The following is a 24712-nucleotide window of genomic DNA, read 5'->3' as shown; positions in this document are numbered from 1 at the left end:
ATGGGAGGGTAGTTGCCATAAGAATATTGAGGGAATAAGGCCTTCAAAAAAAATAGTGAGGACGTTTGTTTGCTATACAAAAATTCTTGTTTTCAGTATTAAATACTATGAAATATCCATAAATAAGCAATTATTTGTCAAATTAACAAAGTTAAAAACTTAATAGATACATTGAGTTATCAAGGAAAATTAATAAAAAAAATTATTTACAAATAGGGAGGAGAAAGATCTATGACACCTAAAGAAAGATTCAAGGCCGTTTTCAAAAGGGAGCCTACCGAAAAGGAGATGGAGGTACTAAAGAGGGTGGAGGATACGTGGTATGGAGAACATATGGATTGGAATTCTTCGTTCTTTGTGGATTATTTTTGTGACTATTATTTTGAGATGTATCGCGAAAACTGTTCTCTGAAGCTCCCCGAATAATATGAAGAAGCATTAAGTAGATTTAAAAAAATAAAATACCCTAAACAAGGAGATGAGTTCAAAATGAATATGTATTTTGTGCAGCATGGTATAGCCCTGGCAAAAGAAGCAGACCCAGATCGTCCACTGTCCCCAGAAGGACGAAGGGAGGTAGAGTGTATCTCGGCCTACCTGAAAAAGATGGGAGTTACTGCCAGCAGAATCTGTCATAGCGGTAAAACAAGGGCAGAGGAAACTGCTCAGATCTTTTCGGATCAAATTGGAGACGGCAGCATATACAAACTATTAGGGATGGAGCCTAAAGATAGTGTTAAAGTGTTCGCTACCCTCCTGGAATCAAATGATACAATGTATGTGGGACATCTACCCCATATGGAAAAACTGATTTCCTACCTGACCACCGGCAATGAAGATGCAGGTGTGGTTAAGTTTGCAAATGGTGGTGTCGTCTGCATCGGGAGCGATGGTGAAAACTTCTATATCGAATGGTACTTAAAACCAGCCATATGCAATGTCTAAATATTTATTAAAAAAATAAAAAAATTTAAACTTTTCCACCCTAAGTGACATCTAATAGTTATAAGCAGATAAGAATAAGAATTTTTTCATTAAATAAAATATAAAATAAAAAACCTCCTGACTGTACGACTATTACAGCTGGGAGGTCTTTTATTGACTATATAAATTAATCACTACACCTTTAAATCTGGCTATATGACACATCTATCCAAGTAACTTCCAGACTATATTCAATCCCATCACCGGTATAGCAAGATTAATTATCTTCTTAAACAATTTCTCCTCTACCTTTGTTGAGGTATACACCCCTATGGCAGTACCAACAACTACACAGGGAAGGTATGTCCAAATAATATTGAGATTTTCAGGGGTATAAAATCCCTTGTAGATATAGGTAAGGATAGTTACCACATTTAGAGTCAAAAAATAAGATGACAGTGTTGCCTTAAACTGGGATCTGTTTAAATCTATATTGGACAGGAATACAAGGACCGGTGGTCCTGCGATTCCGCCGATTCCATTTAAAACTCCGGAAACTGCCCCTACAGGGAGGTAGTAGTTCTCTGGCTTTTTTAAACTAAACCTTATTCCGAAGTTATTGATGAACCCTATTATTACCAGCAATATCCCGATAACCAGGGTCAAAATATACTCATCTATAGTCTGAAGGTAGGATACTCCTACAAAGGTAAAAATAATTGCTGAAATTAACAGGGGAAGGATCTTTTTCAGATTAGTATCCCTGTAGTATTTTTTAATGATGATGCAGTTTATTACAAGACTGTAGGTCACAGTTATAATTATGATTAACTTAGTATCTAAAAATAGTGAAAGTAATGGAATTGCTACCAGAGAAAACCCAAAACTAGTAAATCCCTGAACAAAGGTTGAAAAAAATAAGGCTGCTCCAATATACATAAATTCCATAATATCCTCCAAAATAATTTAATTAAGATAGATTATATCATATCCGTCTGATTATTTATATTTCTTTTGTCCCTGGAAGCCCCTAAAATAAAAATGCAACGTGACGTTGCATCCAGATAGGCATAATCTAGAGGTTTATAATTTTTAGAATTTCCTAGATAATAAAAAAAGAGGATTCCAAAATAGAGTTCCCCTTATCTTGTTAAAATTTATTTTTTTCTTCTTTTATTTTTTCTTCTTTTATGGGAAACCATTTTTCCCATAAGGTTGAAGGCTTCATGTGTACCTTTAGAACTTGCTTCAAAATTAACGGCATCTTCCTGTTTTATGGCAATTTTTTCAGCTGCCACCACTGCATCTTGATTTGCTGCCAGGAATATAAACTCCCAGTTATACATTTCCTGTTGTAACTTCACCTTAACAGCTATCTGCTGGTAACTATATTCCTTACTGGCATTTTCAAGACCATCTGTAAGGGTAGCAACAATTACCTTCTCCGGTCTTTCTGCTTCTGGGGTTTTATAAAGTCTCTCCCCTACCCTGTCTATGGTTGTACCTATAGCATCAAGCATAGCGGTTCTCCCATTTGGTATGTAGTTTTTTTCATCTAATACGGGGACTTCTTTTATATCTTTCCCATCATATACAACATTGTAGTTATCGTTGAACAGAATAAGGGAAAGGGCAGTTTCACCTTCAAATTCTTTTTGTGATTTCACAAAATAATTAAATCCTCCTATAGCATCGCTTTTGATTTCATCCATAGACCCGGAACGGTCAATTATACATATTACTTCATGATAATCCTTTTTCATTATATCATCTCCTGTTTTTTACTTATTTTATAAGGTAGTGCAAAAAAATACCTCTGCTTTCAAGATGTTATTCGGGTATGGAATAGTTATTCCTTTAAATTAAATAAATTTAAACTTTTTCCCTACTTTTTACGACTAATTAGTATAAGCAAATGAAAATAGATTTTTTTCATTTCTTTCCTTCCTTAAATAAAATATAAAAATAAAAGACCTCCCGCCTGTACGACTATTACAGCTGGAGGTCTTTTATTTTTTTGACTATATATACTAATCGAAAATTATGATTAACTAAAATGAATACAGTTAACTCTATTTACTCATTTTTTTCCAATTCAAACTCTTTGTTTACAGTGAAAAATTTGGGTCCCTCTTATTTCTCTCCTAAGTCCTTTTGTTTTTTCCCTATACATTAATAATTTTTTTGGAATTAATACTTTAGAAACAGACTAAATTAGAAATCTTAAAGTTAGAATAATTGTTGCAACAAAACTTTTTATTATATTAAGACTTCTTTGTGCTACTCCTTTAGTTTTTTCAAACGCTCTACATTTTTCTGCATATCACTTGAAATGGTATCCAGAATTTCGATGAATTTATTAAGCATCTTTTCGTTGTCATTGAATTCATCAAGGTGAAGTTGCTGTATAAGACTCATATAGATTGATTTATCATGTTTTTTATGGTCTTTACACACACTTTTACCTGTTTCAGTGGTGAATAAATTGATTTTCTTGTATTCATCCGGATTTCTTTTTTTCTCAATGAATCCTTTGGTTTCCAGCTTATTGATTTTCTGTGAAACTGCACTTTGGGTGACTTTTTCAATTGTGGCAATTTCACTGGTTGTAATGCCTTCGTTATCAAAAACTTTTTCTAATGTATGGACCTCTTTCATGTACAATTTTGTTTCGGTATTGTAAATTTTGGGGATGGCCTCATATTTTTGAAATACGTGGGAAAAATAATATAATTTGTTCATGAATTCGATGAACAGATCTAAATCTTCTCTATGTTGTTTACCTTCTTTATTAATCAATATATTTACCTGCCTTTATTTTCTATAAATTATAGTATAACAAATTGGAGTATTCTGCAAACGATATTACATATACATATACAAAAAAGAATGGATGGCCTTATCTGAGTTCATTTATGAGTCTATATAACAACGAAATTATAGGGGGGGAGTTTTTCTAAGAATAGAACAGCAGAGCTGGTGCTGGATATTTCCTAAAGTATATTCAAAATTAGATTAAAATCTAATAAAGTTGTCCAAAAATAAAAGAAAAGCAACTTAAATAATACTGAATGTGTGGATTGTGTAAAATTAGGTATTGACACTCTGTCACTTTAGCTGCTAATATGATATCACTTTAGCTACTAATGTAATGATGACTAAAAAAAAAGAGGAGATGTGATTCAATGAAAAAGTATGATTTTGATGAGGTACTTCAAAGACGTAACACGAGTTCGGTAAAATGGGATTTTTTTAATGTTAACGAAGGTGATACTGGGGAGATATTAGCCCTATCGATTGCAGATATGGATTTACCATGTGCAGAGCCAATATTGGAAGCATTGACAAATAGGGTTGACAAGAAGATATTCGGTTATTCTAAACCTGATGAGACATTTTATGATTCAATTATATCTTGGCATAAACGTCGTTTTGGTTTTGAGATAGAAAGAGAACAGATGGTGAATTCGCCAGGTGTTGTACCGGCACTAGCTACGTTGGTACGTATGTTAACTAAGGAAAGGGAAGGTGTGATCATTCAAAATCCTGTGTATTATCCTTTTTCCAGTCTTGTAGTCGAGAACAACAGGGAACTACTTGTGAATGAACTTGTGAACAATGATGGTTACTACACAATGGATTATGAAGATTTAGAAGAAAAAGCTAAGGATCCAAATACAAAAATGTTTATTTTCTGCAGTCCGCACAATCCTGTAGGCAGAGTGTGGACACGTGAAGAATTACAAAGAGTAATTGACATTTGTATTGAAAATGATGTTTATCTTGTATCTGATGAGATTCATTGCGACTTAGTAAGAGAAAACGTGAAGCATACGCCAATAGGAAGTTTAACTAATCACGAAAAGGCGATCACATGTCTTGCTGCAAGCAAGTCCTTCAATTTGGCCGGCCTGCAAATGTCTACCATATTGCTCAAGACTCCGGAATTGAGGAAACAATGGGACTATGAACATTTCAGCAAAAGCTGCATGTTTGGATCGGGAGTTTTTGGTATTGAAGGGACCAAAGCCGCATATAACTATGGAGAAGACTGGCTGAATCAGGTGAATGAATATATTGACGGAAATTTAGCATTTGTTGATTCGTTTCTTAAAGAGCATTTACCGGAGGCTATATATATTATTCCTGAAGGTACGTACTTCACCTGGATTGACTTGAGAGCATATGGTTTCAATGCTAAAGAGCTGGAAGATATGATGGTCAATAAGGCCAAACTGATACTTGATGAAGGCTATATATTTGGAAAACAGGGAGAAGGTTTTGAACGTTTGAATGTTGCTTGTTCAAGAACTATCTTGGAAGAATGCCTGATACGAATGAAGAATGTTATTTTAAGTAGTATGAAATAGGAGGAGGATTTAAGTGGCGAATAGAAATCAAGAAGATAACCTTAAGAAAGAAATAGGGCTTGGTGGAGCAATCAGCATTTCCGCAGGACAAATCATTGGGGCTGGAATCGTGGCGTTAACTGGAATCGGAATTGGTATGACAGGACCAAGTGTTGTTTTGGCATTCATTCTGTCTGCTGTGATCACCATGATTGTTGGAATACCTATAGCGGCTACTGGAGCAACTATACCTACTACAGGTGGAAACTATCGATATACAAGTAGAATTTTATCGCCACAGATTGGGTTTTTCTATCTCTGCCTGTTCATTGTGGGTCAGATTACTATTGCATTGTACGCACTTTCATTTGCAGAATACTTTGAAGGTATCATCCCGGGAGTTCCTATGAAATTGGTAGCAGCTGTCATTTTGACTATTCTCTTTCTTTCAAATTTGACAGGAGCTAAAAAAGCGGCTAAATTGCAATCTGTCATGATGGGACTTCTAATCTTGTCATTAGGAATGTTTGTTGTTATTGGTTTGCCGAAAGTCGATTATTCAATATTCACAAGTGGTAAAGAAGTGCTATTTACTCATGGCATGAGTGGTTTCTTTAAAGCGACTGCACTGTTGACATTTGCCACTAGTGGAGCGATTGTCATTGGAGAAATGGGTGGAGAGATGAAAAACCCAGGAAGGGATATCCCTATTGCAATTCTGGCATCTACAGCTGTCATTGGGGTAGTGTATGCTTTGGTATCCACTGTAGCTGTTGGTATCCTTCCGTTAGAACAAACTGCATTTCAACCTCTGACTAATGTGGCAAAGACAATACTTCCGCATAGCTTATTCATTGTATTTATCGTATGTGGAGCTATGGTAGCATTGGCTACCACTTTGAATGCAACATTCTCATGGGTTACCAAAGGTTTGCTGATCGCCTGCCATGACGGTTGGTTGCCTGAGAAATTAGGAGAAGTTAATGAAAAATATGGAACACCGCACTGGATCTTGACGTTCTTCTATATCGTCGGCTTGATACCGATTGTAACGGGAATGTCTTTGGAGTTCATATCCTCGTTGGGGAATGCCGCAATTCAAATTGCAAACATATTGCCATTGATAGCAGCAGTTGTCTTGCCATATAAATACAAAGATCTGTATGAAAAATCACCACTTAAATTACCTAAATGGTTGATCAAAGTTCTTGTGGTTTGCGCGGTCGTGCTCCAGTGTGTCCAAGGTTACTTCCTACTGGCTGACAAATCGGCAAATATATTTGTTGTTGCTGGAGTATATATTTTATTAGCATTCGCATACAGTAAGTTTCTATATAAAAAAGGGTCCATTTCTTTCCAAAGAGAGTTTTAATAGGAAAATGATTGAATTAAAAAAATATGGTCGGTATATCAGGTCGATTCCCCTAGATTTATTTCTGGGAGAGCCTCACCCATAGACCCACTGGAGCTCGTCCCCTGAAGAATGGCAGGGATAAACGGTCTCGGATGACAAAGGATTTGGATTTATTTCAGGAGAAGACGGGAACGACTATTTCGCACATTTCTCTCAAATCAACAAAGAAGGATTCAAAACTTTACAAGAGGGAGCGGAAGTAACTTTCGAAGTCACTGAAGGTGCTAAAGGTCCTCAGGCTTCAAACATCGAAACTGTATAATTATATATAATTTTGAATATTCAAAGTGGTAGAAATTTCTACCACTTTTTTTATTATTTTATCTCAATACCTAAAAAAATTTAAAAGGTTATTTCCATCTTTTTATGTATATCCTATTTAAGAAGTTGAATAAATTTTGAAGGAGGAGAAAATGAAGGAGAAAAAAAATAAACCACAAAAACCTCAAAAGCCGAAATTTGAAACCGATAAACTAAAAGGAAAAACAAAATTAATGCATTCCAGGAATATTAGTAAGTGGGGGTTTGATTTCCACCCGCAGGTATCTATTATTTCCGGATTGTTAGTTTTATTCTTTATAGGAGCTACTTTAAAAGATCCTACAAGGGTCAATGAAATTTTGAGTGGTGTTAAAAGCAGTATAACCGACAACTGGAATTGGTTTTTTATAATGAGTGCTAATATATTTTTAGTTTTCCCTGTCTATCTTATGTTCAGTAAATTAGGAGAGGTTAGATTGGGAGGACCCAAAGCAAAACCGGAATACACTAATTTTGCGTGGTATTCTATGCTGATAAGTGCCGGAATGGGTATAGGTCTTATGTTCTGGAGTGTGGGAGAACCCCTTTATCACGCTACAACGAAAATGCCAATAACCGATGGAAATTCCATTGGAGAAGCTCTGGGTATAACTTTTTATCACTGGGGATTTCATCCATGGGGGATCTACGCTCTTGTAGCCTTATCTCTGGCATTTTTTGCATATAACAGAGGATTACCCCTTTCTTTAAGGTCTGTCTTTTATCCAATATTTAAAGACAGGGTATTTGGATGGGTAGGAGACATCATCGATATAACGGCTGTAATTTCATGCCTTTTTGGACTGGCTACTTCCCTTGGATTTGGATCAAAACAAATAAATGCAGGATTAAATTTTTTATTGGGGGTTCCTCAATCACCGGAAGTACAAGTTTTGATCATAATTGTAATCACATTTATAGCAACTGTATCTGTTGTTTCCGGGATAGGGAAGGGAGTCAGAATCCTTTCAGAATTAAACATGAAAGTCGCAGCTGTCTTTCTTATTCTGATTATAGTTTTAGGGCCGACTCTTTATATGGTAAGAGGTTTTAATAATGGACTGGGATTTTATTTGAATAACTTAATTTCAATAAGTTTCTTTACTGAAAATGGGAATAAGTGGCAGGGTTCATGGACTATTTTCTATTGGGCATGGTGGATCTCATGGTCACCTTTTGTAGGGATGTTTATTGCCAGAATTTCAAAAGGAAGAACAGTTAGAGAGTTTATGCTAGCCATTCTTATAGTGCCGACGTTATTAAGTTTTATCTGGATGTCTGCATTTGGCGGGACAGCTTTATTTCAAAACAGTATAGACGGCGGAGCTCTGCTGAATGCAGTCAATAATAATGTAGCTACATCATTGTTTGCTATGATTCAGAATTTAGAGATATCTTCACTTTTTAAGATGGTTCTTTCAACAATGGGAACATTCTTAGTAATATCATTCTTTGTCACTTCATCGGATTCAGGATCCCTTGTAGTTGATAACCTGACCTCTGGAGGAAAGATGGATTCCCCGGTTCCCCAGAGGATATTCTGGGCTGTAATGGAAGGAACCATAGCAGCAGCACTTTTAATTGCCGGTGGAAGCGAGGCATTAAGTGCCCTCCAAACAGGTGTAATTCTTTCAGGTCTGCCTTTTACAGTTATGCTCCTTGCAATGACTTATAGTTTACACATAGGTCTTAAAAATGATTTTAATAAACTTAAACAGTATAGGGAAGATAAATTATTAAATAAAATATTTAATGAAAAAATACACGGTGAATTTGAAAAAATAATCAAATAAAAGGAAAACCAGCTAATCTATATAATATATATAGATTAGTTTACAGGGAGAAAATTATGAGAAGATTAGAACGAAAATTAGCTATAAAAAAAAAATTTATAGATACAACTATGACTATTATTAAAGAAGAAGGCGTTGAAAAGGTTAGTATAAGAAAAATTGCAAAGATTACAGGATATAACAGTGCTACCCTCTATACTTATTTTAGAAATTTAGATTATTTGATACTTTTAAGTTCTATTAAATTTTTAAAAGAATATTTTAAAGGTCTAAATGAATATCTTGCTAAAGCTAAAGATTCCTTAGAGGAAGCCATACTTATGTGGGAGTTTTTTTGTAAATGCTCCTTTGAAAGGCCAAAAATTTATAGATCTATATTTTTTTCAGACTTGGACTATGATCAAAAAAATATTGAAAATTGTTGTGCAATTGAAGAGTTTTATAAAATTTATCCAGAAGATATTTCAAAATTTTCATCGAAGTTTGAGAGTATAATGTTAAATTTAGACCTCTACCAGAGAAATAAAGAAATTCTTATTAATCTAGTTAATGAAGGATTTATAACTTTGGATAAAGTTGAATCTATAAATGATCTGCAGCTGCTTATATATAAAGGTTTGCTCGAGGAAGCAGCTAAAACTGAAAATATCGATGAACGCAGAGCTTTATGTGACAAAACCATTAAATATATAAAGAGATGCTATAATTTTTAACATTGTATTTGATTAAAAAATCATGGTGGTTGATTTTTTTAGGAGGGCAAGATGAAGGAGAAAAAAATATTATGGATCATAATCTTTAATTTAATCATTATATTTTCCGAAATCTTGTTCGGAATAATTTCAAATTCATTTGCATTGATCGCAGATGCACTGCATAATGCCGGAGATGTCATCGCCATAGTTATTACCTATATTGCATTAAAATTAGGTACAAGAAAGACCACCTTCAAATATACCTTTGGTTTCTTGCGATCTGAGATGATGGCAGCCTTTGTAAACACCCTATTTTTATCCATAACTATGATCTATATGGTCTATGAGGCAGTCTCCAGATTTTTTTATCCGGAAATCATAGAACCTATCTATATGATAGTTGTTGGAATTATCGCAGTAATTGCAAATGGTATCAGTGCATATCTTTTAAATAATATGAATGTCTCCACCCATACTCACCATGAACATCATCACGAACATGGAGAAGATACAAATATTAAGTCAGCTTATTTACATATGCTCAGTGACGCTCTCATCTCGGTAGGAGTTGTCACAGCGGGAGTATTTATTTACTTTTTCAGAATTTATTATATTGACTCCATTTTAACCATTATTTTTTCGTTCTATATCCTGCGTCATTCCTATCCCTTACTGAAAAAAAGTTTTTTATCTCTGATGGATGCCAATATTACAGAGATCTCACCCCATGAGTTGGATAAAATCATTAAAATTAATGAAAATATCATTGAATACCATGATTTACACATCTATAAACCCAGTTCAAAATATAATTTTATATCATTTCATATAGTTTTAAAAAATAATAATTTAATTTTAAAGGAAATAGAAGAGATCACTGGTAAGATTAAATACAACTTAAAAAAATATGATTTTAATCACATCCTGATCCAGGTAGATACAGGCACCCACATAAAAAATAAAATTAATTGTGAATTAAAGGAATAAACTTTATTTTACCCCCTAGCCCCTTCTGGGGCTTTTTTTTATAAAAAAATAAGCTGTAACAGCACGCTGCAACAGCCTAATTCATTCTTTAGCTCTATCGGCAGATTATACCTATCCCTGCCTTCTCATAAGTGTTCTTGATCTCAGAAGAAATATTTGAATCGGTCACCAAAATATCCACATCCGAAATATCCCTCACCTTGATAAGAGATATGGATTCTAACTTACTGCTGTCGGCAATAATAATAGATTTCTGACTTATATCCAGTAGTTTCTTTTGAATCTGAACCTCTTCCAGGGGATAATCTGTTATACCTGTTTGCAGAGAAAAACCGCTGACGCTGATAAAAGCCTTATCAATTATAAATTCATCCAGTATTCTTTTAGTTATCTCTCCAAAAAATGCCTGTTCTTTTATATTTAATATTCCCCCTGCAAGGATAACATTAAATCCCTCTACACTGGAGAGTTCGGTGATAATAAGGAGGGAGTTTGAAATAATAGTTAATTTTTTAAACTTTTCCTTCAGCTTTTTTGCTATTGCCAGGTTGGTGGTACTGTCATTTAAAGCTATGGAATCTCCTTCCTCTATAAGTTTCACAGCAATTTCGGCAATTTCCTCTTTTTCCATTAAGGACTGTTTTTCCCTGGTGAAATGTGTAATATCCTGAATTTTTTCTTTATTCAGGATAGCTCCTCCATAGACCTTTTTTATAAGATCATCGGCTTCCAAAGTCTCCAAATCTCTTCTGATTGTCTGCAAGGAAACATTAAAAAGTTTGGTTAAATGGGAAACCTTAATATTCCCATCTTTTTCTAGTATTTGTATTATTTTTTCCTTACGTTCTTCAACTAACACGTAAAACCTCCTTTATCTAGATGTATAAACTTTCTTATTTTTAACTTTATTTTCTAAAAAATCAAATGTTAAACTCTTTACTATGGGGCTCAGTAAGGTTATACCGATAAGATTTGGTATAATAAGTAATCCCAAAAAAACATCCTGTATATACCACACTAAATCCAAGGATAAAAATGGTCCTAAAAAAACCAATAAAAGAAATAAGTATTTACAGAAAGACCGGCTTTTTTCTCCCACCAGATAATTTAATGTAGCATTCCCAAAATACCACTGGGCAAGTACAGATGAAAAACCAAAAAGAATCATACTTATTCCTATTACATATTTAAAGGTCCAGTGTATTCCTGAAAAAGCCGTACTTATCATTATAGCCGGAGATATATCCAAATTGTTTACCCCTGATATAACTATTACCAGACCGGTCACAGAGCAGATCAGGATGGTATCCACCAAAACTTCTATGATGCCGAGGAGTCCCTGTCTGGCAGGATGGTCTGTGATAGCTGTAGCATGGATTACCGCAGCAGTTCCTTCTCCTGCCTCATTTGAATAAAGCCCTCTGGCTACTCCGTACCTCATGGCTCTTTTCATAGAATGTCCCGCTACTCCTGCTGCTCCTGCCTGGGGAGTGAAAGCGGAAAAAAAGATTAATTTTATGGCAGGGATTAATTGATCTATATTTACCGCTATGATTATGAGTCCTCCCAAAAGATAAAAGGCAGTCATAAAGGGGATGAGCTTTTCAGTTACACTACCCAGTCTTTTTATCCCTCCATTTATAATTAAAAAAACCGGAATAACCAGTAATATAGACGCTGCTATTGGTTTTAAATTAAATAAATTGACCATAACTTCCCTGACAGCATTGGATTGTATGAGGGTTCCCCCTGAATTTTGAAGAAATAAAAGTGCCGCATAAATAAATCCAAGAAAAGGCAGATTTAGCCCTTTGGAAATATAATACATGGGACCTCCGGTATAACAACCATCTTTCCCTTTTTCTCTGAAATGTACCCCCAATACTATTTCAGAGTATTTAGTTGCCATACCCAGAAATCCAGCAAGCCACATCCAAAACAATGCTCCCGGACCTCCTCCCACTATCGCAGTAGCTACCCCTATGATATTTCCATTTCCTACGCAGCTTCCAAGGGCTGTAGTAAGAGCCTGGAAAGGGGAGATATTCCCCTCCCCTTCAATTTTTTTTTTCTTAATCAAGGGATCTATAATAGATCCCTTGATAGCAGTATGAAAATGTCTTAATTGAAGAAATCTCAGAGTTATCGTAAAAAATAACCCAACTAAAACAAGTGTGATGATAAGCCAATTCCCCCATATTATATTGGATAAATTTTTAAAATAAATTTCTAAAGAATTCATAGTTCCTCCTTTTCAAACTAGTAAACCTCATTATAAATTAAATACTTTGTTTTTGCAATAAAAGCCTGCAGAATTTCCGCAGGCTTTTAAACTAATTTGATATAGTTGCTGTTTCTTTTGCTGTTTTCGAATTATTAATTAATTTTACAAGGTAACTGCTTATTATGAATCCTCCAAGAGCAAAACCTGCCATCAATAAAAATACTATTCTATACCCTGTAAAACCAGGAAATTTATCCAAGATACTTCCATAGATAGAATATGTAAACATTGCAGGAGCATATCCTATGAAACTTCCAATAGCCATTGCCGATCCTGAAATATCCTCAGATATATTGATCTCTCCCATGGGAGCAAAGAAAATAGCTCTTTGAGAAAATATAATAGTTCCAAAACCAAGGGTGAATACCATTCCTAAGTAAACATTCATAGATTTATGCGGCAACAGGATAAATATGATCATAGCTGCTATTGAAAGAAGGAATGAGAATCTTAAATATTTACTTGGAGATTTAAACTTTTTATCTGCCAGGAATCCACCTAATGGACCTCCGATCATCTTTAATCCATATTGATTGATTATTCCATAAGCCCCTATTAGTGTTACAGGTAACCCGTATATATCTTTTAAAAACGGAATGAAGTATGTAAGTCCGCAATATACCGCATAAACAGAAAATATTGTAAATGAAACAACCCAAATTTCCTTACATTTAACAGCTTTTATAACTCCTTGGAACTCTCCCTTTAGTCCGCCCTCTTTCTTTTCCACCGGTTTATCGTGTTCTAAACAGAAGTAAGAAATAATTCCTATTACTATGGTAGCTCCTGAGAAGAATAGTATTGCCCCTCTCAAACCAAAGGCTCCTTTTCCAAGCCATGCAAATATTGCCAATGCTGTAAAGGCGATGATTGTATCTACTACACCTCTTCCTGCTTCTAAAAATCCAAATAATCTTCCCTGCTCTTGATCTGTTCCCAAAGATTTTACCGATTTTAGCAGTATAGGCCAGTACATCATGTCACATGTGATCCCGAATAATGCCCAAACTAATAAAATACCATGATATCCCGGAAAAGTTGACAGATATATTCCTAAAATTCCAGTTGCAATAAGTGATGCAGGAAGTGCTATCTTCTTTGAAAATTTATCTGCAAAATAGATTGCAAATAAAAACCCAACAGTTGCCACAGTAGAATAAATTGACAGTGCATTTCCTATTTGTCCGTGTGTAAGATGAAAATGTTCCTGCATTGGGATATAAAATGCATCTTTAAGGGATGACAGTTTATAGATCGACCCTCCCCCTATAATTAAAACAATAAAAGTGAACCATTTTTTAAAATTACCCTTTCTTTCCATTATTAACCTCCAAAAACTTTTTTAAAACGATTTGATTGGATTATAACCGTTTTTGTTGTTTTTGTAAAGCTTTTTATTTCTTTTAGTTGTTTTAAGTTGCTTTTAATGTTGTGTGATGTTATAGTTAGCAGTGTAGAAACTATAATCTAAAAGGAGGTAAAAATGAAAAATAATAGTTTAAGAAGTTATTTTTTTGTCTATCTAGGTTGTATTATCCAGGCTTTTTCAGTGAATGTAATTTTGAAGCCCAACAACCTTACTGTGGGGGGATTTACCGGTCTTTCATTGGCCTTGGAAAATATTATAGGGGTCAGATATAGCATAATATATTATATCCTATGTCTCATTACTCTAATTATGGCGTTTAAATTTTTAGGAAAGGTAGCGGGTTTAAAGATAATCTTACTGTCCCTTACATATCCGCTCCTCTTGGTGGCCTTTGATTTTTTAAATGTCTTTACTGTTGTATTGGATGATAAACTGTTGGTTTGTATCTATTATGGAGTATTAACAGGAATAGGATCCGGCCTGGTATTGAGGGAGGGATTTTCCCAGGGCAGTTCCGATACCTTAGCCAGAATTACCAATGTATTGCTGCTTCCCCATATAAGTATAGCAAAGATTCTTTTTGTTATAGATGTAGCTGTACTTTTCGTATGCGGAAGTGTCTTTGGTCTAAATTCTATCCTCTATGCCTTGGTTATGCAGGCTGTCTATATGAAGACATTGGATTCCGTTCTTATGGGAATGAGGGCACAATTAGTCAAAGTTATAATAATTACTTCTAAAACCGAGGAAGTAAAAAAATATATTAAAGAAGTTTTACACCGTGGTGTAAGTCTTGGAAATAACTCCAACGATTCAAATTCTCTTCAACTTAAATTAATATCTATCTGTTCTACCAAGGAAGCCCATGCCATGAAAGAATATGTGGCAAGGATAGATAAGGAAGCCTTTATCAACGTAGCTCCGGTTATCTCTGTGTGGGGAAAGGGAGATGGCTTTGAACCACTCAAACAATGAAAAACAACAAAATGTAACACAAAGAAACGAAAAAGTGTTGAATTAAATATAAAAGTATGATAAATTGTTTTTAGTTAATAATTATTTAGGAGGAAAAAAACATGAAAATTGGTATCGAGACAGAAAGTTTTCACCTGTATTTCCAATATGGAAAGATGGATGTATTTGATTTTATAAGAAGAGCAGCAGAGATGGGATTCGAAGGTGTAGAACTTAACATGATTCCAGGCTGGGGAATAGATTCTGAGTTAGGTCAATTAGGAGATGACAATAAAGAGCATTTAGACAAGGTAAGAGCCGAGATAGATAAATATAATCTTTATGCTGAGATCGACTGTAATGGAACTAGTCATGAAGAACTTAGTAAGGCTGTAAGAGTAGCGCATCATATCGGAGCAGACGTTATCAGGACTTATATTAAATTTGATGAGTTTGATGCTGCTGTATATGAGCAGACTACTCAGGATTTAAAGGATATAGTACCTGTTTTAGAAAAGTACAGAATACAAGTAGGTCTTGAAAATCATGAGTATGAAACGGCTGATGAGCTTATTAAGATCGTAAAGGAAGTAAACTCTCACTGGGTAGGACTTCACTATGACTTCGGTAATGCTATGATGGCATGGGAAGATCCTATTGAGGCTGCTGAAAAGATGGCTCCTTATACATATACTACTCATTTCAAAGACCATATAATCGTAAAGGATGAAGATGCTAAATATGATTATTTAGTTTGTGGTGTCCCGGCAGGAACAGGAAATATCGACTTAGATAAGGCATTCAAAATAATGGTAGAAAAATCTCCATTAAAAAGAATCAATATGGAAATGTGTTTCCCATATTGTACAGACTTTAAAAGAGAACCTGGAGCAGGTGGAGTTCATAAAGTCGGCGAGGGAGCATTTAAATTAGGAGAGGCACCATATGATAGAAACCTTATCAAGCCGTTAGACTACTATTTCCCGCACAAGGCTGTAGATGATGCAGTTATCGAAAAGATGATGGCTGATCAGTTTGAAGGAGCAAAGAAGAGTGCGGAATATCTAAAATCTCTTAGAGATAAATATTGTAGATAGTCAAAAAAATTAATTTACATTTTTAATTTAATCCCCTTTAAGTAGACATAGTAAAAAAGCCTAATTCTGGTAGATTTACTTATGCACTTAAGGGGGTGTTTTTATGTTCTTTTTATGATAATTGACATAATTTAAAGCTTTACAGTATGTTAATATTTATACGGAATAATAATTTTGGAGGTTATATATGAAGTTATCAAGTTATCTGAATCCCAGATGTATTTACTTAAATTTAGAAGGAAATACCAAGGAAGATATCATTGTTCAAATGATCGATAATACAGCTAAACACGATAAAAAATTTAATGAATCTGTGGATTTAATCAGAGAAGGAGTCCTTTCCAGGGAGGAAGACCTTTCTACTGCCATGGGAAATGGAATAGCTATTCCCCATGCCAGAATAGACGGATATGATGATATCCTTATCTCTATAGGTATCATGAAGGAACCCATGAAATGTGATACGGCGGACCTGAGAAAGAAAGATCTGGTAAAAATATTCTTTATGATCACTGCAGAAACCTTGAAAAATAAGATCATTTTGAAGATCATGTCTTCTATCACTAAAATAGCTCTTAAAGACAGGGAATTACTTGAAAAAATCAAGAATGCAGAGAGTGAAACTGAGGTTTATAATCTTTTGAGTGATATCAATGTCAAAATTGAAAACAAGATCACTGCGGAAGACGTTATGGATCCCACAATAAAACCGGTAAGCCCCTATGATACCCTGGACGATATAGCCAGAAGACTCATCACCGAAGAAAAACCAGGATTTCCGGTAGTAGACGACAAGGGAAATTTCTTGGGAGAGATGACTGAAAGGGAGCTTATTTCCTTTGGAATGCCTAATTATACCTCGGTGATGGATGATTTAGATTTTTTCACCATAGGGGAGCCCTTTGAGGAATATCTAAAAAATGAAAAGACTGCTAGAATTCAGGATATATACAGAAAAAAAACAATAGTTGTAGACAGAAAAACTCCTATAATGGAAATATGCCTGCTCATGGTAAATAAAGGCTTTACCAGGATATATGTGGTTGAAAATGGTAAATATTACGGTACAATCTTAAGATCACATATAATCAAAAAAGTTTTACATATATAAGTTTAGGTATTTAGGAGGAAAGAGTATGCAGCTAACAATAGGTTTAATCATATTTATAACGACATTTTATTTAATAATAACAGAAAAGGTCCCGGGTCCCATAGCCACCCTTTTAGGGGGGCTGTCCATGGCACTTGTGGGAATCATAAATGAACATGAGGCACTCCATGCCATCGGCTCCAGACTGGAAATAATACTCCTGCTGGTAGGGATGATGATCATCGTTCATTTTATCTCCGAAACAGGAGTCTTCCAGTATTTAGCAGTAAAGGTAGCCCAATTAGTAAAGGGAGAACCCTTTCCCTTACTGGTACTTCTGGCAGTAATAACAGCTGTCTGTTCAGCATTTTTGGACAATGTAACTACCATCTTACTCATGGCACCGGTATCTATCTTACTGGCAAATCAGCTGAAAGTTGACCCCTTTGTATACATCATAACCCTTATAATGTCAGCCAACATAGGGGGATTAGCTACATTGATCGGTGACCCTACCCAGCTGATCATAGGGGCAGAGGGTAAGATAGGATTCAATGATTTCTTAATCAATACAGCTCCAGTTGCTATCATTTCACTGATTATGTTAATAATTACAGTCTATTTTATGTATGGCAGAAAGATGGTTGTATCGAGAGATCTAAAGGCCAGGGTCATGGAGCTGGATGCATCCAGATCATTAAAAGATATGAAATTGCTGCAGGAATCAGCTACTATCTTTGCCCTGGTAATCTTTGGATTTTTGATGAACAACTTCATCGACAAGGGGTTAGCTATCATGGCTCTTACTGGTGCAGTTGTATTAATAGTAATAACCAAAAGGGAACCTATAGAGGTCTTTAAACATGTGGAATGGGATACCTTGTTTTTCTTCATGGGATTATTCATGCTGATCCAGGGGATAGAAGCCACAGGTCTCGTGGACATTGTTGGAGACAACATCGTAGAACATACCCGGGGAAATTTCCCATTGGCTGTGAGTATGATAATGTGGGTATCGGCATTATTCACCTCGGTAATTGGAAATGTAGCCAATGCAGCCATGGTTTCCAAGATCATTCATTTTATGATTCCCAGTTTTGAAGGGATGCAGACAACAACTTTTTGGTGGGCTCTGTCCATGGGATCACTCCTGGGAGGGAACATAACTATTCTGGCATCTGCAACCAATGTGGTGGCTATAAATTCAGCCACTAAGGCAGGGTGTAAGATAAGTTTTGGTAAATTTATGAAGTTCGGATTAGTTATAGCTGTTCAAAGTTTAATTGCAGCTAATCTTTATCTATGGATTAAATACTTTTAAAGAACAGCCCAGCCAAAAGTAAAAAAATAGACCGTTGCAGTCACTGCAACGGTCTATTTTAATAAGCAAAGCCCAATTATATAATCACAAGAAACTTCTACCGGTTAATTATACGAATCCCTGCCTTCTCATAACGACTCTTAATCTCGGAAGAAATATTTGAGTCGGTAACCAAAAGATCCACATCCTTAGCATCCCTCACCTTGATAAGAGATGTGGTTTCTAACTTGCTGCTGTCAGCAACAATGATAGCCTTTTGACTTATTTCCAGGAGTTTTTTTTGGAGCTGGACTTCTTCCAGGGGATAATCTGTAACCCCAGTTTGCAATGAAAAACCACTGACAGCAATGAAAGCCTTGTCTATTATAAATTCATCCAGGATTCTTTCGGTTATCTCTCCAAAAAATGCCTGTTCTTTTACATTCAAGATCCCTCCTGCAAGGATAAGGTTAAACCCTTCTACATTGGAAAGTTCACTCATGATAAGGAGGGAATTTGAGATAATAGTCAGATTTTTAAATTTTTTCTTTATTTTTCTTGCTAGTGCAAGGTTGGTGGTACTGTCATTTAATGCTATGGAATCGCCCTCTTCTATGAGTTTCAGACTTATTTCAGCGATCTCTTCTTTTTCGGTCAAGGACTGCTTTTCTCTGGAAGAGTGGGTAAGATCCTGAACTCTCTTTTTTTTCAGGATGGCTCCTCCGTAGACTTTTTTTATGAGGCCTTCCGATTCTAAAACCTCCAAGTCCCTTCTGATCGTCTGCAGGGAAACATCAAAGAGTCTGGTCAGATCCGAGACCTTTATATTCCCGTTTTTTTCAAGCAGTTGTATTATTTTTTCTTTACGTTCTTCAGCTAACAAATAAAAAACCTCCTTTATCTAGCCGGATATATTCTTAAGATAAAGTTCTAAAGAATCTATAATTCTTCCTTTAAGTCAATAATACTAATTATAGATCAATTATCTTATTTTTTCAATAAAAGCCTGTGAAACTGGAAAACTTATTAAAATATGCCCACAGACAATTAAATAACTGTTATTTTTAATCTTTCTTTTTTTAGGTTTTTTTAATAATCAATATAAAATTATTATCTAAATAGGGAAAAATATGGTATTAAAGTAGGGGAAAATAATTTTTTCATCTCAATATTTTGAATAAAATCACATTTATATAATACGTTTGTCTTCGAAAAACTTTTTAGGCAAACTCCTGTATTAATTAATTGCACATAATTTAAAAATGTGCTAGAATCATTTAAGTTTTTTTTAATATTTGTTTATTTTATCTTATTTTATTTTAAGGGTGTGATTATTTATGAAAAAGATTTTGATTTGTTTAATGGGTTTATTTCTACTTATGGGATGCGGTAAAGAAAAGGAGGCTGACACTGCCACATTAATTGTTGCACAGGGTGCTGATCCTAAAACTCTGGATCCTGAAGTTTACAACGATGTTCCTTCCCTTGCAGTTGCAAAACAAATTTATTCTACTTTGGTTACTACAAATGAGAAGAATGAAATTATCCCTTCCCTTGCCGAATCTTGGGAACAGCTTACAGAAACTGAGTGGGTATTTTACCTGCGTAAGGGTGTAAAATTTCATAATGGGGAAGAAATGACTGCGGAAGATGTAAAATTCAGCTTGGAAAGAATGCTGGAAATGCCTTCTAGTAAGATGATGATAGAAGCTGTCAATAAGGTGGAGATCACAGATAAATATACTGTAAAAGTTTTTATGAATAACAGTTTTTCTCCTTTTTTATTTAATTTAACTCATCCCCTGTGTTCTATTCTAAATAAAGAATATACACTAAAATTAGGAAAAGAATTCGGTCAAAACCCCATGGGAACAGGTCCCTTTAAATTTGTAAATTGGAGTAAGGGTGATTTTATTACCCTGGCCGGATTCAATGATTATTTTGAGGGAGCTCCTTTGATACAAAAAGTAATTTTCAGAGCTATCCCTGAAAATACCAACAGGGTTATTGGTTTGGAAACGGGAGAAATAGATATTGCATATGGGATAGCTCCGGTGGATATGACTACCGTTGAAAACAATGAAAAGCTGGAATTGATAGTCACTCCCAGTTTATCCACTGAATATGTAGGAATAAATGTTGAAAAAGCACCCTTTACGGATAAAAGGGTAAGGGAAGCCATCGGTTATGCCATCAACAAAAAAGACATTGTGGATGTTACCCTCTATGGAAAAGGGATAGTTGCCGATACCTTTGTCAGTCCCAATGTATACGGCAGTAACCAGGATATTCATAACTATAATTTTAACCCTGAAAAAGCAAAAAAACTTCTCAAAGAAGCGGGAATTGCTAAAGGGACTAGGATAAATATCTGGGTAAATGAAAATCCCCTGAGAACTCAGTCAGCCCAGATAATCCAGGCAAATCTAAAAGATGTAGGGATCGATGCCAGTATAGATATCCTGGAATGGGGAACATATATTCAAAAAACCGGAAACGGGGAACACCAGCTGATGATCATTGGATGGAATGCAGGTACAGGAGATGCAGATAATGCTCTTTATCCTTTATTTCACTCGGCATCTAAGGGGGGAGCAGGTAACAGGTCTTTTTATGCCAATGAAAAGGTGGATAACCTTATAGAATCTTCCAGAATAAAAACAGGAGAGGAAAGAAAGAATCTTCTCATGGAGACACAGACTGTAATTATGGAAGATGCTCCTGTAATACCTCTTTTTTATAAAAACAATATTGTAGGAATCAATAAAAATATAAAAGACTTTGTAGTCAAGGGGAGCGGACATCACATTTTAAAAGATATAAAAAAATTAAATAATTAAATTAGGAGGACACAATGATTAAAATTGACTGGGATTATATTATGCAGCTAACAGAAGAACTTATGGAAATTCCAAGTCCCGGGGGACTTACCTATGACGGGATAGACAGGTGCAGGGAGGAATTTAAAAAATTCGGCCTCACTCCTCATATGACTAAAAAAGGAGCCTTAATTGCCCAGATGGATGGGGAAGAAAACGGCGAGGTTACCATGATATCAGCTCATATAGATACTTTAGGAGCTATGGTTAAGCACATTAAACCCAACGGTAAATTGATTCTCAACAATATAGGAGGGTTTTCATGGAACAGTGTAGAAGGGGAAAATCTTACTATCCATACCTCTAAAAAAGGAAATTACACCGGGTCTCTCCTCCCTATAAAATCCTCCAGACATACATACGGGGAGGAAGTCACTACCTTAGTTCGGGAGCAGGAGAATGTAGAGGTAAGGATCGATGAATTTACGTCTTCTAAAAAAGAAACGGAGGATCTGGGAATATCCATCGGAGACTTTGTTTCCTTTGATACAAGAACTACCTTTACCTATAATGGGTTTTTAAAATCCCGTTATATAGATGATAAGGTATGTATTGCCCAGTTATTCAGTTATATTAAATACCTCAGGGACAACGATATCAAACCCAAGAATAAGGTTTATTTTTATATTTCAAACTATGAGGAATTAGGCCATGGGGTATCGGTAATTCCGGAAGATGTGGATCAGTTTATCGCCCTGGATATAGGTCTGGTTTCCGATTATTCCAACGGGGATGAAAGAAAAGTAAATATCATAGCTAAAGACAGCAGAACCCCCTATGATTTTAAATTGAGACAAAAATTGGTGGATCTCTGTGAAGAATACCAGATAAAGTATACTGTAGACGTGCACAACCGGTATGGTTCAGATGCATCTATTGCAGCTACCCAGGGATTTGACGTGAATTTTTCCTGTATAGGTCCCAGTGTGGATTCCAGTCATCATTATGAAAGAACTCATAAAGACGGAATAATTGAAACTGTCAGGCTTTTAATAGCTGTTCTATAATTTTTAGGAGGAAATACCGGGATATTAGAAACCATCGGAAATTTAATAAAAAAGCAACGGACTTAAGCCGTTGCTTTTTCTACGTCGAAACGTTTATTATGGGGTACCTGAGTAAATGCCAGTATAACCTCATCAGTTATGAAATGTTTGTTTGTACGTACACGTAGTTTGATAACTAGTGGGCTGTATTATTTAGCGCTTCATGCTAAAAATCATTAGGGAGCTCTTAGGAGTTCCCATCCCCGAAAAAATGAAATAAAAAAAGGTACTTAAGCCTTTTTAATAATTTCACCTAGTATCGATGAGCTTTTTCAATGGTGTGAATTGAATTTTTCGAAAGAATAATTTTATGATCTTTACTATTAGGATATTCAATTGTAATAAATCCTTCTTTTTCAGAAATGATTTTTACATTTTTATACTTATGACCAGTTTCGAAGCCAACACCAACGCTATTAGTAGTGATATTTACCAAATCAAAACCAGCATCTTTAATATAATTTAACATATTTAACCCCCCTTAAATTTTAATTAAATGATACTACTTGAAATAATTTTTTTCAATATATATTTTAAGCTGAATTTTTAAATTCTAAATAGTGTGGTTCAAGAGTTTGCTTGATCGACTGGATTCTTGAACTGTACCATTGAGACTTTAAGGTTACTCTGATTCTTCCTCTGCATAAAATTCAATAGCCTTATTCTTCATTTCATCAATATTTTTAAATTCGGTATATGTCCTGATTATCTCCTGTGCATATTTTTCTTTTGTCACCCCATTTGCAGGAGCGGTATCAAATTTACTTTCAAATTCTTCCAGGGATCTCACAGAGGAATACCTCTTAAAAAATTCATCTGAAAGGAGATCCTCAGTAGAAATAGATCCTTCATCCAACATTTTCATAACACCTTTAATTGCAGCTTTACTAGACATTTAGTACCTCCATTTAAAAACTCAAATTTTAATAAAGACTAATATTTCCTAATTAATATCAATATTTTGTTGTATTTCAATTTCATCAAATAATTTTCTTTTTTCATTTATTAAGTAAACATATGACTGTGGAGGTGTAATACCTATTTTTCTTAAATCAATTAAATCTATCGGTTTTAAAATAAAGATCTTTTTTGCAGGAATAGCATAACCTTTTTTGCAGGAATAGCATAACCTTTTTTGCAACCTTCTAAATATTCTAATGCTCCTTCTTTCCAATGTAGATGCTCTGATTCAGCTATTTTAGCTATTTCTTCTGGTGTATCTATAATTGGTTTGTCAAATAAAATTGCAGCTTTTAATTGCTTTACAGGTGAAGTTACATAGATAAAAGCCAATGTTTTTCCATCGGTATATTTTCTTCTATATTCAAATTTCTTATCCCCATTTATAAAATCGTTAAAAGCTTCAGTATTTAAACTAATTAAACATTTTTTTATCTCTTTATTTTCCAGTAATTTTTCCAAATTGGTCACCTCAATTTTTTTTTTTTTAGAACTTAATAAATTTATTCATTCTTTTGTTACAATGTGTTTAACATACTCTCCTATATTTTGTATTTCTTTGGCAAAAAAACTTGGATGTGCTTCATAATTTTCTAGCTTTTCTATTGGAAGCCAGTGCATAAATTCTCTTATTCCATCTGCTGTAGAGCTATCACTTTTTAATTCTTTTATTCCTCTAGACTTCATTAAAAAATAGAAACAGACTTCATGACATTTTACTCCTTTTTTTAGTGTCCCACCATTACCCTCAAAAAAATTCTCATGGATGAAGGCAAGTCTTTCGATTTCATATGCTATCCCTGTCTCTTCTAAAACCTCTCGTTTAACTGCATCTTCTGCAGATTCTCCTATTTTTACTGCTCCACCTACAGAGTAATAATAACTATCCCTTTCGTTTTTAGCAAAAAGAACATCCCGATCTTCAATAATTATAGCTGCTGCTCTATACCTAAATCGTTTGTCAGCTGTTATTAATTTACAATCCATTATTATCCCCCTTTATTTCCTACAGATCACCAATAACTTTAACAACTCTTCCATTTTCAATTATATTTATACCATGAATATATAAAATAATCTAAAATTAATTAAAAAAAACTAAAGTTGACTAATGGGTTTTATATAACTTTACTTCTTACTCTAAGGTTGATTTTATTGACTCGTAGTACATATAGTCAAAAATAAAAGACCTCCAAGCTGTGATAGTCACACAGTTAAGGGGTCTTTATTTATATATTTATTTAAGGAAAGAAAAAATTCTTATTCTTATC

General features: G+C 34.7%; 24 protein-coding genes and 1 pseudogene. 14 read left to right on the top strand and 11 right to left on the bottom strand.

Annotated features, from left to right (window positions below; translation table 11 throughout):
* Window positions 1-231 precede the first annotated feature (231 nt).
* Window positions 232-426, top strand: a complete 195-nt coding sequence (locus tag DYH56_RS04520) for a hypothetical protein (protein WP_114641668.1) — start codon at window positions 232-234, stop codon at window positions 424-426.
* A gap of 63 nt (window positions 427-489) precedes the next feature.
* The gene (sixA, locus tag DYH56_RS04515) at window positions 490-945 is read left to right on the top strand and encodes a phosphohistidine phosphatase SixA (protein WP_158539051.1); all 456 of its coding nucleotides are present in this window, start codon (window positions 490-492) and stop codon (window positions 943-945) included.
* A 204-nt stretch (window positions 946-1149) separates the two neighbouring features.
* On the opposite strand, the gene DYH56_RS04510 is transcribed toward sixA, so the two are convergent.
* The 3 genes from DYH56_RS04510 to DYH56_RS04500 all read right to left on the bottom strand — a co-directional run bounded on the left by DYH56_RS04510 (window position 1150) and on the right by DYH56_RS04500 (window position 3666).
* Window positions 1150-1872, bottom strand: a complete 723-nt coding sequence (locus DYH56_RS04510; protein WP_114641666.1) for a sulfite exporter TauE/SafE family protein — start codon at window positions 1870-1872, stop codon at window positions 1150-1152.
* Window positions 1873-2081: 209 nt separating this feature from the next.
* A complete protein-coding gene (locus DYH56_RS04505) occupies window positions 2082-2687 on the bottom strand; it encodes a vWA domain-containing protein (protein ID WP_114641665.1) in 606 nt (201 codons plus the stop codon).
* Window positions 2688-3204: 517 nt separating this feature from the next.
* Window positions 3205-3666 carry a MarR family transcriptional regulator gene (locus DYH56_RS04500; RefSeq protein ID WP_147269590.1) on the bottom strand — a complete coding sequence of 154 codons (462 nt, stop codon included), beginning with the start codon at window positions 3664-3666 and terminating at the stop codon, window positions 3205-3207.
* Between the two features lie 443 nt (window positions 3667-4109).
* Here DYH56_RS04500 and DYH56_RS04495 point away from each other — a divergent pair, with 443 nt between their 5' ends.
* The 6 genes and pseudogenes from DYH56_RS04495 (at window position 4110) to DYH56_RS04470 (ending at window position 10462) form a co-directional block, all read left to right on the top strand.
* Window positions 4110-5294, top strand: coding sequence for a MalY/PatB family protein (locus DYH56_RS04495; protein ID WP_114641663.1), 1185 nt, complete (start codon window positions 4110-4112; stop codon window positions 5292-5294).
* Between the two features lie 13 nt (window positions 5295-5307).
* Window positions 5308-6645, top strand: coding sequence for an APC family permease (locus tag DYH56_RS04490; protein ID WP_114641662.1), 1338 nt, complete (start codon window positions 5308-5310; stop codon window positions 6643-6645).
* Window positions 6646-6781: 136 nt separating this feature from the next.
* Window positions 6782-6949 (top strand): annotated as a pseudogene (locus tag DYH56_RS04485) (cold-shock protein); the annotation flags it as partial.
* Between the two features lie 151 nt (window positions 6950-7100).
* Window positions 7101-8780 (top strand): BCCT family transporter, encoded by a 1680-nt coding sequence (locus DYH56_RS04480; protein ID WP_114641661.1) that lies wholly within the window; start codon window positions 7101-7103, stop codon window positions 8778-8780.
* Between the two features lie 56 nt (window positions 8781-8836).
* Entirely contained in the window at window positions 8837-9493 is a 657-nt protein-coding gene (locus tag DYH56_RS04475; protein WP_114641660.1) for a TetR/AcrR family transcriptional regulator, read from the top strand.
* Between the two features lie 51 nt (window positions 9494-9544).
* Complete coding sequence (locus tag DYH56_RS04470; RefSeq protein ID WP_114641659.1) at window positions 9545-10462, top strand: cation diffusion facilitator family transporter; 918 nt, start codon at window positions 9545-9547, stop codon at window positions 10460-10462.
* A gap of 94 nt (window positions 10463-10556) precedes the next feature.
* On the opposite strand, the gene DYH56_RS04465 is transcribed toward DYH56_RS04470, so the two are convergent.
* The 3 genes from DYH56_RS04465 to DYH56_RS04455 all read right to left on the bottom strand — a co-directional run bounded on the left by DYH56_RS04465 (window position 10557) and on the right by DYH56_RS04455 (window position 14067).
* Window positions 10557-11321, bottom strand: coding sequence for a DeoR/GlpR family DNA-binding transcription regulator (locus DYH56_RS04465; protein ID WP_114641658.1), 765 nt, complete (start codon window positions 11319-11321; stop codon window positions 10557-10559).
* Window positions 11322-11333: 12 nt separating this feature from the next.
* A complete protein-coding gene (locus DYH56_RS04460) occupies window positions 11334-12704 on the bottom strand; it encodes an alanine/glycine:cation symporter family protein (RefSeq protein ID WP_114641657.1) in 1371 nt (456 codons plus the stop codon).
* A 91-nt stretch (window positions 12705-12795) separates the two neighbouring features.
* On the bottom strand, window positions 12796-14067 hold the full coding sequence (locus DYH56_RS04455; protein WP_114641656.1) for an MFS transporter: 1272 nt from the start codon (window positions 14065-14067) through the stop codon (window positions 12796-12798).
* Between the two features lie 162 nt (window positions 14068-14229).
* Here DYH56_RS04455 and DYH56_RS04450 point away from each other — a divergent pair, with 162 nt between their 5' ends.
* From DYH56_RS04450 to DYH56_RS04435, 4 genes are all read left to right on the top strand, one after another.
* Window positions 14230-15090: a YitT family protein gene (locus DYH56_RS04450; protein ID WP_114641655.1), complete on the top strand. Its 861-nt coding sequence runs from the start codon at window positions 14230-14232 to the stop codon at window positions 15088-15090.
* A 101-nt stretch (window positions 15091-15191) separates the two neighbouring features.
* A complete protein-coding gene (locus DYH56_RS04445) occupies window positions 15192-16166 on the top strand; it encodes a sugar phosphate isomerase/epimerase family protein (RefSeq protein ID WP_114641654.1) in 975 nt (324 codons plus the stop codon).
* A 187-nt stretch (window positions 16167-16353) separates the two neighbouring features.
* Entirely contained in the window at window positions 16354-17277 is a 924-nt protein-coding gene (locus DYH56_RS04440) for a PTS sugar transporter subunit IIA (protein ID WP_114641653.1), read from the top strand.
* A gap of 25 nt (window positions 17278-17302) precedes the next feature.
* Window positions 17303-18577: an ArsB/NhaD family transporter gene (locus DYH56_RS04435; RefSeq protein WP_114641652.1), complete on the top strand. Its 1275-nt coding sequence runs from the start codon at window positions 17303-17305 to the stop codon at window positions 18575-18577.
* Window positions 18578-18674: 97 nt separating this feature from the next.
* Here the strand turns inward: DYH56_RS04435 and DYH56_RS04430 are convergent, their stop codons facing one another.
* Window positions 18675-19439, bottom strand: coding sequence for a DeoR/GlpR family DNA-binding transcription regulator (locus tag DYH56_RS04430; RefSeq protein ID WP_114641651.1), 765 nt, complete (start codon window positions 19437-19439; stop codon window positions 18675-18677).
* Between the two features lie 454 nt (window positions 19440-19893).
* On the opposite strand from DYH56_RS04430, the gene DYH56_RS04425 reads away from it, so the two are divergent.
* Window positions 19894-21396: an ABC transporter substrate-binding protein gene (locus DYH56_RS04425; RefSeq protein ID WP_114641650.1), complete on the top strand. Its 1503-nt coding sequence runs from the start codon at window positions 19894-19896 to the stop codon at window positions 21394-21396.
* 17 nt (window positions 21397-21413) lie between these two features.
* A complete protein-coding gene (locus tag DYH56_RS04420; protein ID WP_114641674.1) occupies window positions 21414-22442 on the top strand; it encodes a M42 family metallopeptidase in 1029 nt (342 codons plus the stop codon).
* Between the two features lie 292 nt (window positions 22443-22734).
* Here the strand turns inward: DYH56_RS04420 and DYH56_RS04415 are convergent, their stop codons facing one another.
* The 4 genes from DYH56_RS04415 to DYH56_RS04400 all read right to left on the bottom strand — a co-directional run bounded on the left by DYH56_RS04415 (window position 22735) and on the right by DYH56_RS04400 (window position 24428).
* Window positions 22735-22950, bottom strand: coding sequence for a hypothetical protein (locus tag DYH56_RS04415; protein WP_114641649.1), 216 nt, complete (start codon window positions 22948-22950; stop codon window positions 22735-22737).
* A 153-nt stretch (window positions 22951-23103) separates the two neighbouring features.
* Complete coding sequence (locus DYH56_RS04410; protein WP_114641648.1) at window positions 23104-23376, bottom strand: hypothetical protein; 273 nt, start codon at window positions 23374-23376, stop codon at window positions 23104-23106.
* A 176-nt stretch (window positions 23377-23552) separates the two neighbouring features.
* Window positions 23553-23903 carry a hypothetical protein gene (locus DYH56_RS04405; RefSeq protein WP_114641647.1) on the bottom strand — a complete coding sequence of 117 codons (351 nt, stop codon included), beginning with the start codon at window positions 23901-23903 and terminating at the stop codon, window positions 23553-23555.
* A gap of 45 nt (window positions 23904-23948) precedes the next feature.
* On the bottom strand, window positions 23949-24428 hold the full coding sequence (locus DYH56_RS04400; RefSeq protein ID WP_114641646.1) for an NUDIX hydrolase: 480 nt from the start codon (window positions 24426-24428) through the stop codon (window positions 23949-23951).
* Window positions 24429-24712 lie beyond the last annotated feature (284 nt).

It is taken from the genome of Psychrilyobacter piezotolerans (genome assembly GCF_003391055.1).
Classification (GTDB): domain Bacteria; phylum Fusobacteriota; class Fusobacteriia; order Fusobacteriales; family Fusobacteriaceae; genus Psychrilyobacter; species Psychrilyobacter piezotolerans.
The sequence above is the reverse complement of the archived record's forward strand: the minus strand, read 5'-3'. Positions and strand labels throughout refer to the sequence as shown.